The organism is Bradyrhizobium sp. Kon69 (assembly GCF_055807515.1).
Window position 1 is genome coordinate 123,377 of record NZ_JBVVOS010000019.1, and the last position, 15,943, is coordinate 139,319.

Here is a 15,943-nt window from a genome sequence, read left to right on the forward strand (position 1 = left end):
ATTGGCCATGAACCAGCACGCCAAGATCGAAATCCGCCATTCGACCTGTCCGCATGATTGCCCGTCGGCCTGTGCCCTCGATGTCGAGGTGGTCGAGGGACGCAGCATCGGTCGTGTCCGCGGTTCGAAAAAGCAGACCTATACGGCCGGCGTGGTCTGCGCCAAGGTCGCCCGTTATGCCGAGCGCATCCATCATCCTGAAAGGCTGATGTATCCGCTGCGCCGCACGGGTGCGAAGGGCTCCGGCCAATTCGCGCGGATCAGCTGGGACGAGGCGCTGGACGAGATTGCGGACCGCTTCAACCAGGCCGAGCGCGAATTCGGCGCGGAGTCAATCTGGCCCTATTATTACGCCGGCACGATGGGGCTGGTGATGCGCGACGGCCTCAACCGTCTCACGCATGTGAAGAAATATTCGCGATTCTATCAGACCATCTGTGCCAATGTCGGCCGCATCGGGTTCGCGATCGGCACCGGCAAGATCGCCGGCGTCGATCCGCGCGAGATGGCGCTGTCCGATCTGGTGGTGATCTGGGGCACCAACCCCGTCAACACCCAGGTCAACGTGATGACGCACGCCGCCCGTGCGCGGAAGGAGCGCGGCGCCAAGATCGCGGCCGTCGACATCTACGACAACGAGACCATGAAGCAGGCGGATATCAAGATCATCCTGCGGCCCGGCACCGATGGTGCCTTCGCCTGCGGCGTGATGCATGTCCTGTTCCGCGACGGCTATGCTGATCGCGCCTATATGGACAAGTACACCGATTGCCCTGGCGAGCTCGAGGCGCATCTGAAGACGCGCACGCCCGAATGGGCGTCCGCGATCTCGGGCGTGCCGGTGGCGGAGATCGAGGCTTTTGCCAAATTGGTCGGCGAGACCAAGCGGACCTTTTTCCGGCTCGGCTATGGCTTCACCCGCTCGCGCAACGGCGCGGCGCAGATGCATGCCGCGAACTGCATTCCGGTGGTGACCGGCGCCTGGCAATATGAAGGCGGCGGCGCCTTCTTCAACAATTACGCGCTGTGGCACTTCAACGAATCCATCATCGAAGGTCACGACGCCATCGACCCAACTATCCGCGCGCTTGACCAGTCGCAGATCGGCCGCATCCTTACCGGCGATGCCAACGCCCTGCACGGCAGGGGTCCGGTCAAGGCGCTGCTGATCCAGAACACAAACCCAATGACGGTGGCGCCGGAGCAGGCGCTGGTGCGCGAGGGTTTTGCGCGCGAGGATTTGTTCGTCGCGGTGCACGAGCAGTTCATGACCGAGACGGCCGAGATGGCCGACATCGTGCTGCCGGCGACGATGTTCATGGAACATGACGATCTCTATTACGGCGGCGGTCACCAGCACATCTCGGTCGGACCGAAGCTGATCGATCCGCCCGGGGAATGCCGCTCCAACCACGAGGTCCTGCAGGCGCTGGCGCCGCGGCTTGGCGCCAGGCATCCGGGATTCGAGCTGACGCCGCGCGAGTTGATCGACGCGACGCTGAAGCTCAGCGACCACGGCGACATTGCCGGCCTCGAAGCCGATCTCTGGCGCGACCTGCAGCCGGACTTCCGCACGTCGCATTATCTCGACGGCTTCGCCCATGCCGACAGGAAATTCCATTTCAAGGCCGATTGGGCGCATCCGCCGTTCGGTCAGAAGATGGGCGACTTCGACAAGATGCCGGCGCTGCCGGACCATTGGGCGGTGATCGAGCATTCCGACCAGGCCCATCCGTTCCGGCTTGCCACGAGCCCGTCGCGCAGCTTCCTCAACACCACCTTCAACGAGACGCCGTCCTCTCAGGCGCGCGAGGGCAAGGCCAGCGTGATGATCCATCCCCTGGATGCGGCCGCGCTCGACATCGCCGATGGCGATGCCGTGACGCTCGGCAATACCCGCGGCGAGACCACGCTGATCGCCAAACTGTTCGAAGGCGTGCGGCGCGGCGTGCTGATCGCGGAGTCCGTTCATCCCAACAAGAACCATATCGGTGAGCGCGGCATCAACATGCTGACGGGCGCGGACACCATCGCGCCGATCGGCGGCGCCGCTTTCCACGACAACAAGGTCTGGATCAGGAAAGCGGTTGCGGCCTGAGCCCGCGCTTCGATCACGTTACAAGTTTGTGTCGAGGCGCTAAAGCGGCGCCGCGCCGCAATTTGCCCTTGCACCTTCGGCCCGAGCTGCCGCAAATGGCCGCTAAACGGGAGCCAAGGAAGCGAGCGTGCCATGACCGACACCATAGCCGTGATCACCGAGAAGCGCGGGCAGGCGTTCTGGATCACCATCAACCGGCCCGAGAAGCGTAACGCGCTGAATGGCGAGGTCATCGCCGGCATCACGCGTGGCTATCGCGACGCCCATGACGACAAGGATGTCCGAATCATCGTTCTGACCGGCGCGGGCGACAAGGCGTTCTGCGCCGGCGCGGATTTGCAGAACTCCGGCGCGGCTTTCGCGATGGATCATTCGCAGCCGAATGTCGACTATGCCGACCTCCTGCGCTTGTCGCAGAACGCGACCAAGCCCGCGATTGCGCGCGTTGGCGGCGTCTGCATGGCCGGCGGCATGGGCCTGCTCTGCATGACCGACATGGCCGTCGCCGCCGATCACGTCATCTTCGGCCTGCCGGAGGTGAAGGTCGGCGTATTCCCGATGCAGGTGTTGAGCCTGTTGCAGTCCATCGCGCCACCTCGCCTTGTCAACGAATGGGCGCTGACCGGCGAGCCGTTCGACGCGAGGGCAGCGCTGGCAGCTGGCCTGCTGAACTACGTCGTGCCCGCGGCGGAGCTGGACGCCAAGGTCGACTGGCTGATCGGCCGCATCGTCGATAAATCCCCGACCGCGATCCGCCGCGGCAAATACGCGATGCGCGCCATCGCCTCGATGTCGTTCGACGAGAGCATCGCCTACACCGAAAGCCAGATCGCGCTGCTCGCGATGACCGAGGACGCCAGGGAAGGGCTGAAAGCGTTCAACGAGAAGCGCAAGCCGGTATGGACGGGAAAATAGGCGATCCTTTCAGCGCATTCGTCGGCGCTGCCGTCGGCCGACGTGCCTTTATTCCGAGGAGAGATTGGAGTTGAGCCGAATAAGCAGAGATCTTGCCCGCTCCTCGCGACGCTTTTTTGTGGCAATGATCAACTGCCTGCCAGTCCGCTTAGCATAGGTTGGCAGTTGGCGACTTGATCTATGACGGCCAGCCGCACGCAACTCTGCATCCGTGAGATCGCTGTCGGCGCCTTCAGTAAATCCTCCGTGTCGGAAGGACCGAAAAGAAAGCTCCTGACGTAGGCCAGCCTCTGTGATAATTGTTTTTACCACGCTACGTAGATAGCGGAGATCCTTGCGCGGGGTAATCCATGGTAGCGGGATTGCCGACTGACGATGCGCATGGTCACGCCGGAATACCAGGCCGGAGAGGGTGGTCCTTTTGATCTCGTCAAGTTCCTCCATAAGTTCAGGGAAGAGAGGGGCGCCAGTTTCGTCCGTTAGGGGCCACCAGGCCTCCTCTCCATTCTTCGGATGCACGATTCTGACGCTATTTGGCCGCTCGCTGGGGCGATAGTGCGAAATGTCGAAGGCGCCAAAAACGTGCTGCTCTCGTTGCAGCCACTCCCACGAAAGTAGAGCAGCTGTTGCGATCGAGCGGTAATCAAGCCTTCTCGCGGCAGCTCTGAAGGCGACGAGTTCATCCCAAGTTGCGGTCGGTGTGGGCTCTATCGGCCGCCCGGGCGGATGAGATTTTAATCCCATCCGGGAAAACGGATTGGTCGCCGGTACAATCCTTTCTTGAGCACGCTGACCAACGAACCAAGCCCGGCGGCAGGACGCCATAGCCATATTTACATAGCGACGGCGCTCGCGAACGACGACCTCTCCACTGTTTCCGACTTTCGTCACGAACATTAATTTTCGATAAACTGCGTCGACGAACGCTTTGGTGAAATCGGACAGCTGCTTAGACCCAACGCGACTTCCATCTTTCAGCTCGTGATTGGCGAACAGCGCGAGACTTTTTGTGTAGTGCCGCTGTGTAGCGCTTTCGATTTCTGTCCACTTCTGGTGAGCTTGGAAGACGCCGACGAGCCAATCGAACGTGCCGGGTTCGATAGTCGCCGGCACGATGTCGCTTAGACCCCGTGAGTGCCAACTGTCGAACGCCGGCAAGAGAACTTTCTCCACCCGCTCGACGGCACTTGTGTAATCGCAGCCCAGAGCTTCAAAGTTTAAATCGCAGCCCTGTCGACGAGCCCAGGTTGGGGGCTCAAAATAGTAGGCTATTCTATTCTTCGCCAATATTTTGCGGCGACAATACCGAGGCAGACGCGGTGCCTTCCCAAGCGATATCACACCAGGCATAAAAGATCTTCCCCCTGCTTAAGATCTCCTTTTCCGATCGACGCTGCGAAGTGATCCATAGTCGCCCTCGACCAAACTGGCTGGCGCAGGCGCCCTGTTCCGCGAAAGCCGATTGGTGGGGGGGCGTCTCCTCGGCTGATCGCGCGCATGAATTCGCTCGTGTCTACAAAGTCAAGGTAGGCGGCGGCCATGTCCGCCCTCATCATCGTGGGCCAGGTTCTAGCGAGAGGGTAGCGGGCAGGTAGTGCGGTGCGCGGCGAGCCCATGCGGTTTGATCTAACTGCTGAATGCCCGTGGTGTAACATGTGCTGATTTCACTGACGAGCGAGAGGGGATCTGGTCGATCCAGATTGCTCTTCGCCCCTGATCGGGGGAGCGAGAGTTCAGATCGCGGATTAAGCGGAGTGTTACGGCCAAAGAGTTTGCACCTCTACTGCGAAGCGCGCCCGGGCGGGAAAGGGCTGGATTGGCGCGCGAAAAGGAAGCCTTGGGTGTGTAGCAGGGGCCGGTAGCAGGCAGGCAACTGCTTTGGATGATAGATCAATAGTCAATCCGACAGGTCCGATGGGAGACTCGTATCGAAGCCTTCGGATCGCTTTCGGGCGTCGGAATTTGGACGTGCGGGTTGAACTCAGCAGGCTATGATTGCGGGGGCTGAGTACTGCTCGGCCGGCCATTGTTCAAATGGTTCAATTGTCGCTCACGTATTGGGGCTGAATAGTTGCAGATCTCCGGGAGCTGCAGGCCTCTCCTGATGCACTTGAGCCGGATGGACGATGCAAGGCGGAATGCAACCCGAACTTCGCCGGGATCGGTAAATAGGGACTAAGAGACTTTTCGACGCGCCGACGATTCAATCGACGAAACGAGGTCCTCTGGTCAAGCCCTGGCGAGTTCTCCCGCTTGCGCGCGTGCGGCTGCGCCGCAACGGGCTCTTGTGAACCGAGCCGCGCTGCGTCTCGGCCATCCGGCTTCGATCCCTCGCGCAGGGATAGCGGAGCTCCTCGCCGGGGGCACTCGGAAAAGGGGCTCGCCTTGCAGCGACCGCTATCACTGCCCCGTTCCCGGGTGCCGCTATTGAACCGGTCTCGTCGCTGCACTCGGACCCGCGTGCCCCTTCGGGTCGCTATGCTCACGCTTTCCGGGTGCCATTTTCCGTTGAGGCGATGCGCGCCTGGCGCACGCCTCGTGAGGCCTGCGGCCCGGTAGCTCAACTCAATTCCCATGAAGATACGATGGAAGGCGGGCTGCGTCACAGGTCTCGCATTCCTTCAAGTAGGAGGAGAGTCAGAGTGTCGGCCGGGTTTTGCCATGACGGGTTACAGGCTGCGAGAGAGGTTCGCGGTCCCCGTCGCGGAGACCCGCGATGTCCAGATATTATCCTCACGCGCGCACCGGTAAGGACCGGGCCAACCTTTATGACAACATCACCAACAAGATCATCGCCGAGTTGGAGGCTGGCCGAGTGCCGTGGGTCCAGCCTTGGGGCACCGCGGCGGGGAAGGCGCCTTTGGCTTTGCCGAAGAGCGCGGCGTCCGGCCGCCAATACAGCGGCATAAACATTCTAGTTCTATGGGGTGCCGCGACCGAACACGGATTTACAGGCCAGAGTTGGCTTACCTTCCGCCAGGCGCTGTCGCTCGGTGGTCACGTCCGCAAGGGCGAGCGCGGCACGACCGTCGTCTATGCCAACCGATTCGTGCCTGCCTGCGAAAAGCGCCGCGTACATGAGACCGGCGAGGAAGCGCAGGCCATTCCGTTCCTCAAGCAGTTCACAGTCTTCAACTGTGATCAATGCAACGGCTTGCCTCCAGAGATCGCGACAACGGCGCCACCCCCGCCGCCGGGCCTGATCGAGCCGCAGGTCGAATACCTTATCAAGGCGACCGGCATCGACTTCCGCATCGGCGGCAACCGTGCCTTCTATATGCCGACGGAAGATTATGTGCAGGTGCCGCCTTCGCAGGCCTATTTTGAACCAATCAATTGGCATCGAACGGCCCTCCACGAGCTGGCGCATGCCAGTGGCCATCCATCGCGTCTCAATCGTGACCTGTCAGGCAGCTACGGTACCAAGAAGTATGCCTTTGAGGAGCTGGTTGCGGAAATCTCGTCTGCGTTCAGTTGCGCCTCGCTCGGCATCGTGCCGACGGTGCGGCATGCCGACTACATCGGCTCATGGCTTGAAGTCTTGCGCGAGGACAATCGCGCCATTATCCGGGCTGCCTCCAAGGCCAGCAAGGTTGCCGATTATCTCCTTGGCTTTCTTCCAGAACCCGTCGGCGTCATGCCGACGGAGGACCAGCAGGCGGCGTGAGGCTCTGCTCGGTGGCTGCGGGCACAAGAGTAAGAGGGGCAGGGTCGTTTCCGTGACGGGTTGGAGGCCGAGAGAAAGGCTCCCGGCTGCCCGTCGTGGAGCATCGCATGCCCAAAGCTGTCCAAAAAATTAAGTCGGCCGATGTCGGAATGATCCGTGGAAAGCGCATCGAAGTGTCGGGATCCAAGTCCAAGTTGCGCAAGAGCTTGCGAGGCCACGGCCTCTTTAGAGAGATCACCTTTTGTAAGCTCCGCGTGGGGATGCACGCAAGCGGCATAGAGATGCTGTCGAAGGTACGCGACCGGTATCCGATCAAAGGTGCCAGTTGGCAGGAGGCGGCCTGATGTCCCGCCAACCTTGCGAACTGGCACGCCGCCTCGCGCGAGAGGCGGAGACGGTATGCCGACACTATCTCTCCAATGGCAAGCGGACGGGGCGGTATTGGGTGGTCGGCGACGTCCACAACAACCCGGGCCGCTCACTATTTGTGCGGCTCCAGGAATCGCCGAAGGGAGCGGCGGGCAAGTGGACCGATGCTGCAACCGGCGCGCATGGTGATCTCCTCGACATCATCCGCGAAACTCTGGCTTTGCGAGACTTTCGTGAGGTCGCCGAGGAGGCGAGGCGCTTTTTGAACCTGCCTCGTTCTGAGCAGAAACCCGCCCCAAGACCTATTCCCCCAGCCGTACCGCCCGGATCGCAGCTAGCCGCCAGTCGGCTCTTTGCGATATCCAGCCCGATCGAGGGGACACTGGCTGAAACGTACCTGCAGCGCCGCGGAATAACCCGCGTCCACCATGATGGCAGCCTGCGCTTCCACCCACGTTGCTACTATAGGCCCGACGAGCATTTGCCGACTGAAACCTGGCCGGCGATGATCGCCCGCGTCACGGATCTTGATGGTCGGATCACCGGCGTGCACCGGACTTGGCTCGATCCGGACGGATTCGATCGTGTTCGGCTCGGCAAGGCTCCGGTCGACACGCCACGACGGGCCATGGGCGATCTTCTCGGCAATGCCGTTCGGTTCGGCGTGGTGGACAACGTGCTCGCTGCCGGCGAGGGTATAGAGACGATGCTTTCGTTGCGCTGCGTGCTGCCGACCTTGCCTATGGCTGCTGCACTCTCGGCCAATCACCTCTCAGCCATGCTGCTGCCGTCTAGCCTGCGCCGGCTCTACATTGTGCGCGATGCCGATGCCGCCGGTGATGCGGTGCTGGCAACTCTCAGCCAGCGCGCAGCAGAGGCCGGCATTGAGGCGATCGCGCTGTCGCCCCGGCTGGGCGACTTCAACGAAGATCTGCATGTCTTTGGTCTCGATGCCGTCCGAGCAACTCTGCGGTTTCAGCTTGTGCCAGAGGATGTCGTTCACTTCCTGCATTCGTCGACGGTGGCCGCGGAATAGCTCCCGGTCTTCGATCGACGTTGATAGGCCGGTCATAGGCGAGGTCAATACCGGAAGAGGACGCGACCTCGGCCTTCTAGGGGGCGATCGGACGGCAAGCGGCCCGGGCCGGCAATGGCTAACGTCCGGCTATTTTCCGCCGCGCGCCAGCGATGTGAAGACACATCATGCAGTTGGCCGCGCGCTTTGCATCGCGAAGCAAAATAGCCGGCCTCCGCCATCCTCCGCTGCCGCTTCGGCCCTGTCGGGTGCTGGCCCGTTCCGCCCGCCGTCAGAGGATCGCCACGAAGGCCGCGATGGTCGCGGCCGATCCGGCAAAGGACCTCTTCCCATGACCGACCATGACGACATCGAACCGCAGCACGCCTCGTCTCCGACCGACCACATGCTCACCCAATTACAGCTCTTCGGCTATCGTCCCTTCGACGACCAGCCCGATCCGAGACCGCTACCGGAAGGCAAGATGATCGCCGTCGCCGTCGCGGATATCTTTGACGCCGTTGTTGCGACCTTGAACGACACGCGGCTTGAGCCCGACCTTGACGATCTGCTCTGGTCGACGGTCAACCTGTTCCATAGGGCCGTCGAACGCATCGAACGGCAACTCGATGACAACGAACAAGCGCAGCATAAGAGCCAACGCGAGCAGAACGGCTCGGAAGTGCGATCGGTCGAACTCGAGCGCCTGACGGCCGAAGGCATAACGCTGATCGAGCGCCGCAACTGCCTGGAGCTCTTCCGCGACCAGGCCATCGAACAATTTGAGGTCCACACCGGTTCAGCCTGGCGCCCGCGGTCGGGATCATTGGTCAATCACCGAACGCTCACCGCGGCAATGATCGACTCCCGCGACTTCATCGCCGCCAAGCGTCGTTCCGAGACCGAGGTCATGTTGCCAGCCGGACCGAAAATCGCACTCACCGGTGGGCCCGACTTCAACGACCACAACCTCATCTGGGGCCGCCTCGACAAGGTTCACGCCAAGCACCCCGACCTGGTCCTCCTCCATGGCGGGTCGCCGAAAGGCGCCGAAATGATCGCCTCCAAATGGGCGACCAACCGCAAGGTGCCGCAGATCGCCTTCAAGCCCGACTGGACGAAGCACGCCAAGGCAGCGCCGTTCAAGCGCAACGATGCGATGCTCGAACTCCTGCCGATCGGCGTCATGCATTTCCCGGGCACGGGAATTCAGGACAATCTCGCCGATAAGGCGAAGCGGCTCGGCATTCCCGTCTGGAAGTTCGGCGGCGCATGAGCGCCGTCGCCTCGAAGACGCCAAGGTGGAGTTGCTCGCCGCAACTCCGCCTCGTTTCGTTTTTACATCCAAACTGCGCCGTGGTGGTGGTGGAAGGCGCGATTGATAGATCCATGCACATGGGGCCACCGCCATGCTCGCGCTTGGGCTTGTTCTCAACACACTCGGCATTGGCTTGTTCTGCTGGGCCATTTTTGCGCTCGCGGTGTATGCGCTACAGTTCTTCGTCGCACTCAGTGTCGGGATGTTGGCATTTCGTCATGGCGCGGGTGTCTTCGGCGCACTGCTTATCGGAATTGCTTCTGGCACGCTGACGCTTGCCGCTGGTCAGGTCGCCGTCGCCGTTAGTCCGTCCTTAACCTTGCGCGTTGCGATGGCAACCGTATTCGCGGTCCCCGCAGCGATCACCGGCTATCAGGTGATTTTTGAGTCGGCCGGGGTGGTGGAGAATGCGCCTGAACCAGTTCTCACAGCCGCCGCGCACGGGCGTTGAGGCTTCGTCGCCATCATCGGCCGAGCAAGACGGCACAGAGCGTCACGTTGAACGAGGGGTCGACGAGCTTGAGCGAGAGGTAACCGCGTTCCCTCTCGGGGCGCTTAAGCAAGCCGTACCGGTCTCTGTCTGGCCCACATAGCTGCGGCGGAGCGGCGCTCCGTTCGATCATTCCTTCCGGGACGATACCGCCCTTTGCGGCAGATTGTTTCTCTTTCTGCGCCGAATCCTACCAACCCCTTGTTCAGCAGAACCGAGATTCGCCAGTCTTCTCCTCAAGATTGCGATTCAGCACGCAGACCAAGTGGCCTCTTTGATGGCTTGATCTGGCCAAAGACCGGCTGCGCCTCGATCGTCTGAGCCGCAACGCCTTTGATGCGATTTTCTTCCCCTGGGCTTCGCCCATTCCTCGCGAGGCAAGAAAGTCGCAACAACGGCGTCCTCCGCTGCGCTCCGACCCGAACGGGTGCGTCGCCGATCGTCCTCGGCCTTTAGATCGCCATCGAGGCCGCGGTGGTCGCGGGCTCGAAACACAACAGGAGAAGTGACATGGCTAACATCGGTTCCTTCAAGAAGGTCGGCAACGATTTCCAGGGCGAGATCGTCACCCTGAGCCTGCAAGCCAGGGGCGTCCGTATCGTCGCCGAGTCCAACCGCTCCAACGACAACGCTCCCAGCCACCGCATCTATGTGGGCCGGGCTGAGATCGGTGCAGCTTGGTCGAAGCGCTCGGAGGAAGGCCGCGACTACCTCTCGCTCAAGCTCGACGATCCCTCCTTCAACGCGCCGATCTACGCGAACCTGTTCGATGACGAAGGCGGTGAAGGCTACACCCTCCTGTGGTCGCGGCCGCGCAAGAGCGGCGAATAGACGCTCCGCCAAGTCCCGTCCGGTCCGCCGGGCGGGGCGCTGACCTGAGCCAGCTTACGATTTGCTAAGCCGCGCAACCTTTTTGAGCAGGTCTCCCGGTTCGACCCCCAAAGCTTCAGCAATTTGCCCGAGCACGGTGACGCTTGCCGATACATCGCCGCGCTCGATGGCGCCGACGTAACGCGCGCTTAAACATGCGCGCTCGGCCAGTTCCTCCTGCGTCATTTGTAGATCGTGGCGCTTCCGACGCAGGTTCACAGCCATGATCTCTTTGAGATCCATGGCGATATGGGAACTGAGCCGGAACGATCGTTCTAGGAACGATCGTTCCTATTCGTATCAAAACGTGCTATCCATTGTCCCAACGCCATGAGCGCGGCCGCCCTTGGCTGCCGATCTACTGAATGAACATCCAGGATTCTAACGGGCAACGGAGGTCTGGATTGCGACCAAACCATGGCGTAGTTTCTGGGAGTTTTAAAGCGGGTATGATGCAGAAACCCTCCCTCGATCCAGACGTGGCGGACTGTGCGCCGAATGACGCGGTGCTTACGGCCTATGACGAACAGCATGTCGTCACGTACATTCGCCTTTTGCAGGCGGAGGGTCAGGGAGCGGACTGGCAGGAGGTCACTCGAATCGTCCTGCATATCGATCCAGAGCGAGAGCCGGACCGTGCGCGGACCGCATATCAGAGTCATCTTGCACGCGCAAAATGGGTCACCGAGCAGGGACGTCTTTTACGCGGCGCCGGCTCAAACTAGAAGGAAATCGCTGGCTGGAGATTGCAGTCAGAATGATTTTCTTCCGCTTACCGGTGGTAATTTTCATGCACCACGTGGTGCCAAACTAGGGACTTCCTACAACCCCCTCGTTTATAGTTATTGCGCCGCAATCCTTGTTCGTTAAGTGCAATGGGGACGGAAGCAATGCCTGAATTCGACTGGCGGTCGCCGGATTCGTTTAAGAGCCTAGAGAATGCTGAGATCACTGAAATCGCCTGGGTAGGTCTTCGTATGAACGTGGACTACCAACGTGACTACGATGCGATCATCGCAAACAACTCAGATGGCGAGGTGACCGAGGAATTCAGGAGGAGGTGGGGCCTCTGCTTTCGCCCATGACCCGCAGGGGTCGTTCCACGAGCAGACAATCTTTTGGGCGCCCGAGGTTCTCCCGACCGTCGTCCCGGTCACTGTAACCGCTTCAACGCCTGGTCAAAGCCCAACGTCTCCGCCGCCGCTTGATCTTGCATCTGGTCAGGTGCGCCGTGCCGCTGACGGCTGGCATGCCGTGCTGCAAATCGGTTCGGTGGAGCATCGCATCTGGTCGAAACAGCCGCTGACCGCAGGCGCTCGCTATGCGGCCGAGTTGCCATTTGACGGCGATTTGGAGGCGCGCGCGCATGCCGCCACGCGGCTGTGGCGCGCGATGAATGGACACACGCCAGGACCTCCGCTTCATCGCGTGCCCAAACAGCGGCGCGAACGACTGTGCGCAGCCCTTCGCGCGGTGACCGCGTATCTGGCCGGCGCGACTTATCGCAGCATCGCAGAAGCTCTGTTTGGCAAGTCGCGCATATCGGATCGTGGCTGGAAAACACACGATCTGCGCAGCCGAACCCGTCGCCTTGTACAAAGCGGCCTCGCATTTGTGCACGGAGGTTATCGCAAGCTGCTTCGGCCCAGGCGCAGGGTCAAGTAGCGCCGTTCCTTGGGGTGTCGAAAATCGACCCACCGATATTCGGCATCCCCGTCCGAGATCGCGCTTCTCCATGATGACCGCACACACGCCGGCGCCACCATCCGCGGTGCGCTGTCAACCTGGAGTTCTCAAATGCCCGATTCGACGGCCGGTCTACCTCCGCGCTTCCTGCGAACACCGGAGGCTGCGCGTTACCTTGGCCTTTCCGGTCGCACGCTCGAGAAGCACCGCACGTACGGCACCGGCCCGACGTATCGGAAGATCGGCGGACGCGTCGTCTACGCCGTAGACGATCTGAAAGCCTGGGCTGACCTCGGCGCCAAAACGTCGACGTCTGACCCCGGGAAGGGGACCGTGCTGCCGGCCAAGAAGCATCCGGTACTGCGCCCATATGCGGGCCAGGAACGTCGCTGATCTCGGGCGAGAGCAGTGACCATGCGGCGTAAACACCATTCCGAGCGCGACCAGCTGGAGCTCTTTCGGGCGGTCCCTGGGGATCTCGCGCCGCGCGATGCGCAGGATCTGATGGCTTATCCCTTCTTCTCGCTTGCAAAAACGAAGCGGATTGCACCGATCGACTTCCGTGCCGGCGCGATCGCAATTCGGGTCGAGGCCGTGCCGGAACACGGCATGGCAACCATCTGGGATGCCGATGTTCTGATCTGGGCCACGTCGCAGATCGTCGAGGCGCGCGACGCCGGCTTGAAGACGTCGCGCCTTATGGCTGCAACGCCTTACGAGATTCTGACGTTTGTCGGCCGCGGCACCAGCGCCCGAGATTATGATCACTTCAAGGCCGGTCTCGACAGGCTTCAGTCAACGACCGTGCTGACCTCGATCCGCCAGCCGGCAGAGCGCCGGCGGCATCGCTTCTCCTGGATCAGCGAGTGGAAGGAGACGGCCGATGCAAATGGTCGTCCATTTGGGCTCGAGCTGATCCTGCCGGATTGGTTCTATGCCAGCGTCATCGGTGAAGCACTCGTTCTGACGATCGATCGCGCCTATTTCGATCTCACGGGCGGGCTTGAGCGGTGGCTCTACCGGCTCGTGCGCAAGCACGGTGGATGCCAAGATGGCGGCTGGAGCTTTGATCTTGTGCACCCTCCATGCGAAGTCCGGCATCATCTCGCCGCTCAAGCTCTTTGCTCACGACGTCCGCCAGATCGTCCAGCGCCAGACATTGCGCGGCTATCAGCTCGCGCTCACGCGCGATCCGAACGGTACGGAGCGACTGAACTTCGCACCTACGCCTGTTGATCCCTTAACGGCACGCTTGCGCCGCCGCGGTCTCATTCCAAATTCGGAGGACAACCTGTGAATCAGCTCGTGCTATCGAGGACCGCAACCCTCGTGCTATCGGAGAAACGATACTGGGGCTATCGGGGCCCGAAATCGAGCTTAAGAGCTTGTTTTTCAGCGCCTTCCCGCTGGTCTAACTTTACTAACCAGAAATCCTTCGGATTTCTTCTAAGGGAGCAGGCCGAAAGCCACGTTGGCGGCGCTCGGCAACGGCAGTCCGACAGTTCAGCCTGCCTTTGCAGGCCACGCACACTCTCCATCGAGCCTCAAGCCCACGGCTACCAGCTCCAGCGTCAGGGAGCCGCCGCATGAGCGATCTCACGGAAGTGGAAGTGTTGTGGCTCGAGAAGCGCATCGAAAACCGCATTCGGTTCGGTCGCGTCGTCAATGAACGGAAGCTTGATGGTCACCGGCGTGTACTGTCATTCGCGCCTGGCAGCATCTTTGCCTTCGTCCGTTGGACCTCCAGCGACTTTGGCACGATCATCTCGCGGATTGACATCTTGCGCGCGGTCGCGCCAGGACAGCGCTGCTCGACCGTGCCGTATGTGAAGCCGGGCGGAGAGATTTTGCTGCGGCTCTCCGGTTGGCCGATGGTCGAACGAGTGCTGCAGATGGTCGATGCGGTCGAAGCGCTCGGCATCGATCCCGCCGATGTCGCTCCTGATCATTGGCATCACGTTCACAACCGTCTGTCCGTGAACGAGAATCCGCGTCCGTATACGAAAGCGCGCCATCAGGCCTGGTTTAATCGTCAAAAGGTGATGCGATGACGTGCCGTTTCATCATGCTGATAACGACGTTCGTGGTTGTTGCCGCCCTTGTCACGACAATCTTTCTGGAGCCGCTTCCGCTCTACATCTGGAATGCATCGACGAGCGTACCTATCGGTCTCTATCGCTTGCGATCGGCAAAACTCTTTCATGTCACAGAGCTGGTCGCCATTCAGCCGCCGGAACCACTTGCGACCTTTCTAGACCTGAACGGCTATCTGCCGGTCGGCGTCCCCATGCTCAAGCGGGTCTTGGCGCTGCCGGGGCAGACGGTCTGCAGAAGCGGTCTCACTATTTCGGTGAATGAAATTGAAGTCGGCCAGGCCCGGGATCGTGACGGACGCGGCCGGCCGCTGCCGAAATGGCAGGGCTGCCGAGTCGTCGGGGAGGGCGAGCTCTTTCTCATGAATTGGCAGTCGGATGCCTCCCTTGACGGCCGATATTTTGGATTTCTTCCGGCGTCAGGCGTGATCGGCCGTGCCCTCCCGGTGTGGACGCGGGAGGAGTGATCGTGCGTGTTCTACGTTTCCGTTCTGTCATTCCTCTGTTCGAACAAGTGCAGGACCATTCCTCCGTCCCGACCAAAGCTTGCAGACCCGACGCGCGCAGCGGCGGTCCAGCCCGGCCGAAAGGCCGGCGCGAAGCGGCTTTACCCTGGACGGGCGCGAGCACGCCGGCACTCTTGCATTTTTTCGAGAGGAGCCTGTGCGCTGCCGTGCCCCTGTTCGTGGCACTGACTGTGAGTAACGCTGCTGCTGTCGCCGAGACGCGACCGGCAGAGCTCACAGCGAGTTATCGAACTGACAATTCATTTGCGGATTTCGTTGAAGCGGCCTCGCGTCGCTTTGGCATGCCGGTGCGCTGGATACTGGCAGTCATAGACGTCGAAAGCGCCGGAGAGGTGCGCGCCAAGTCAGCCAGGGGCGCCATGGGGTTGATGCAGATCATGCCGGAAACCTGGGCGGAGCTGCGTCTGCGGTACGACCTCGGCAACGATCCCTACGATCCCCAAGAGAACATCCTTGCAGGTACGGCGTACCTGCGCGAACTGCGCGACCGCTTCGGTGCGCCAGGCTTCCTTGCAGCCTACAACGCGGGACCTGCTCGTTATGGAGAGCATCTCGCCGGCCGTCCATTACCAGCTGAGACCCAGGCCTATTTGCAGAAGCTTGTGCCCGGCATCGGCAGCGACATTGCCATTTCCAGCGCTGCAAGTCTGCGGCCATCGGTGAGATCGATCTTCATTGTGCGGCTTGAAAGCTCAAAAGCCGCTGCCCGTCTGCAGCCTGTGCGCTCGCCGACCCTATCTCCGACGGCCGCTTCGGTTCACGACATCTCCGCCATTGTGCCACGGACAGCAGGGTTGTTCGTCGCGAGATCTGATGCGGGAGGCTCGCAATGACTGAATGCGCAAGCTGGCATGCATTGGCGTGCTCTGGAGAAGAATGGAGGGAATGGGGAGAG

General features: G+C 61.2%; 17 protein-coding genes and 1 pseudogene. 16 read left to right on the forward strand and 2 right to left on the reverse strand.

Annotation, left to right across the window (positions count from 1 at the left end; genetic code table 11):
• Nucleotides 1-7 precede the first annotated feature (7 nt).
• Both AC0L3U_RS24625 and AC0L3U_RS24630 read left to right on the forward strand, forming a co-directional pair.
• Nucleotides 8-2,098: a molybdopterin-dependent oxidoreductase gene (locus AC0L3U_RS24625; protein ID WP_473363535.1), complete on the forward strand. Its 2,091-nt coding sequence runs from the start codon at nucleotides 8-10 to the stop codon at nucleotides 2,096-2,098.
• Nucleotides 2,099-2,230: 132 nt separating this feature from the next.
• Nucleotides 2,231-3,013, forward strand: a complete 783-nt coding sequence (locus tag AC0L3U_RS24630; protein ID WP_473363536.1) for an enoyl-CoA hydratase/isomerase family protein — start codon at nucleotides 2,231-2,233, stop codon at nucleotides 3,011-3,013.
• 48 nt (nucleotides 3,014-3,061) lie between these two features.
• On the opposite strand, the gene AC0L3U_RS24635 is transcribed toward AC0L3U_RS24630, so the two are convergent.
• Nucleotides 3,062-4,171, reverse strand: a complete 1,110-nt coding sequence (locus AC0L3U_RS24635) for a hypothetical protein (RefSeq protein ID WP_473363537.1) — start codon at nucleotides 4,169-4,171, stop codon at nucleotides 3,062-3,064.
• 1,558 nt (nucleotides 4,172-5,729) lie between these two features.
• Here AC0L3U_RS24635 and AC0L3U_RS24640 point away from each other — a divergent pair.
• The 6 genes from AC0L3U_RS24640 to AC0L3U_RS24665 all read left to right on the forward strand — a co-directional run bounded on the left by AC0L3U_RS24640 (nucleotide 5,730) and on the right by AC0L3U_RS24665 (nucleotide 10,703).
• The gene (locus tag AC0L3U_RS24640) at nucleotides 5,730-6,680 is read left to right on the forward strand and encodes an ArdC family protein (protein ID WP_473363538.1); all 951 of its coding nucleotides are present in this window, start codon (nucleotides 5,730-5,732) and stop codon (nucleotides 6,678-6,680) included.
• 107 nt (nucleotides 6,681-6,787) lie between these two features.
• Nucleotides 6,788-7,024 carry a hypothetical protein gene (locus AC0L3U_RS24645; RefSeq protein ID WP_473363539.1) on the forward strand — a complete coding sequence of 79 codons (237 nt, stop codon included), beginning with the start codon at nucleotides 6,788-6,790 and terminating at the stop codon, nucleotides 7,022-7,024.
• On the forward strand, nucleotides 7,024-8,085 hold the full coding sequence (locus tag AC0L3U_RS24650) for a DUF7146 domain-containing protein (RefSeq protein ID WP_473363540.1): 1,062 nt from the start codon (nucleotides 7,024-7,026) through the stop codon (nucleotides 8,083-8,085). Before AC0L3U_RS24645 ends, AC0L3U_RS24650 begins: the two co-directional genes overlap by 1 nt.
• A gap of 331 nt (nucleotides 8,086-8,416) precedes the next feature.
• The gene (locus tag AC0L3U_RS24655; RefSeq protein ID WP_473363541.1) at nucleotides 8,417-9,340 is read left to right on the forward strand and encodes a DUF2493 domain-containing protein; all 924 of its coding nucleotides are present in this window, start codon (nucleotides 8,417-8,419) and stop codon (nucleotides 9,338-9,340) included.
• Between the two features lie 133 nt (nucleotides 9,341-9,473).
• Nucleotides 9,474-9,833, forward strand: coding sequence for a hypothetical protein (locus AC0L3U_RS24660; RefSeq protein WP_473363542.1), 360 nt, complete (start codon nucleotides 9,474-9,476; stop codon nucleotides 9,831-9,833).
• Between the two features lie 549 nt (nucleotides 9,834-10,382).
• A complete protein-coding gene (locus tag AC0L3U_RS24665; RefSeq protein ID WP_473363543.1) occupies nucleotides 10,383-10,703 on the forward strand; it encodes a DUF736 domain-containing protein in 321 nt (106 codons plus the stop codon).
• Nucleotides 10,704-10,757: 54 nt separating this feature from the next.
• Here the strand turns inward: AC0L3U_RS24665 and AC0L3U_RS24670 are convergent, their stop codons facing one another.
• Complete coding sequence (locus AC0L3U_RS24670) at nucleotides 10,758-10,985, reverse strand: helix-turn-helix domain-containing protein (RefSeq protein ID WP_219685726.1); 228 nt, start codon at nucleotides 10,983-10,985, stop codon at nucleotides 10,758-10,760.
• A 209-nt stretch (nucleotides 10,986-11,194) separates the two neighbouring features.
• Here AC0L3U_RS24670 and AC0L3U_RS24675 point away from each other — a divergent pair, with 209 nt between their 5' ends.
• The 8 genes and pseudogenes from AC0L3U_RS24675 to AC0L3U_RS24710 all read left to right on the forward strand — a co-directional run bounded on the left by AC0L3U_RS24675 (nucleotide 11,195) and on the right by AC0L3U_RS24710 (nucleotide 15,881).
• Entirely contained in the window at nucleotides 11,195-11,467 is a 273-nt protein-coding gene (locus tag AC0L3U_RS24675; RefSeq protein WP_473363579.1) for a DUF2285 domain-containing protein, read from the forward strand.
• Between the two features lie 165 nt (nucleotides 11,468-11,632).
• Nucleotides 11,633-11,827 carry a transcriptional regulator domain-containing protein gene (locus AC0L3U_RS24680; protein ID WP_473261803.1) on the forward strand — a complete coding sequence of 65 codons (195 nt, stop codon included), beginning with the start codon at nucleotides 11,633-11,635 and terminating at the stop codon, nucleotides 11,825-11,827.
• Nucleotides 11,828-11,966: 139 nt separating this feature from the next.
• Nucleotides 11,967-12,407, forward strand: coding sequence for a DUF2285 domain-containing protein (locus AC0L3U_RS24685; RefSeq protein ID WP_473363544.1), 441 nt, complete (start codon nucleotides 11,967-11,969; stop codon nucleotides 12,405-12,407).
• Between the two features lie 132 nt (nucleotides 12,408-12,539).
• On the forward strand, nucleotides 12,540-12,821 hold the full coding sequence (locus AC0L3U_RS24690; RefSeq protein WP_018454787.1) for a helix-turn-helix transcriptional regulator: 282 nt from the start codon (nucleotides 12,540-12,542) through the stop codon (nucleotides 12,819-12,821).
• A gap of 21 nt (nucleotides 12,822-12,842) precedes the next feature.
• Nucleotides 12,843-13,725, forward strand: a pseudogene (locus tag AC0L3U_RS24695) (replication initiator protein A).
• 289 nt (nucleotides 13,726-14,014) lie between these two features.
• Nucleotides 14,015-14,479: a DUF2840 domain-containing protein gene (locus AC0L3U_RS24700; protein ID WP_473363545.1), complete on the forward strand. Its 465-nt coding sequence runs from the start codon at nucleotides 14,015-14,017 to the stop codon at nucleotides 14,477-14,479.
• Complete coding sequence (locus AC0L3U_RS24705) at nucleotides 14,476-14,988, forward strand: S26 family signal peptidase (RefSeq protein WP_473363546.1); 513 nt, start codon at nucleotides 14,476-14,478, stop codon at nucleotides 14,986-14,988. Before AC0L3U_RS24700 ends, AC0L3U_RS24705 begins: the two co-directional genes overlap by 4 nt.
• Nucleotides 14,989-15,194: 206 nt before the next feature.
• Nucleotides 15,195-15,881 carry a lytic transglycosylase domain-containing protein gene (locus tag AC0L3U_RS24710; protein WP_473363547.1) on the forward strand — a complete coding sequence of 229 codons (687 nt, stop codon included), beginning with the start codon at nucleotides 15,195-15,197 and terminating at the stop codon, nucleotides 15,879-15,881.
• The last annotated feature ends 62 nt before the right edge of the window (nucleotides 15,882-15,943 follow it).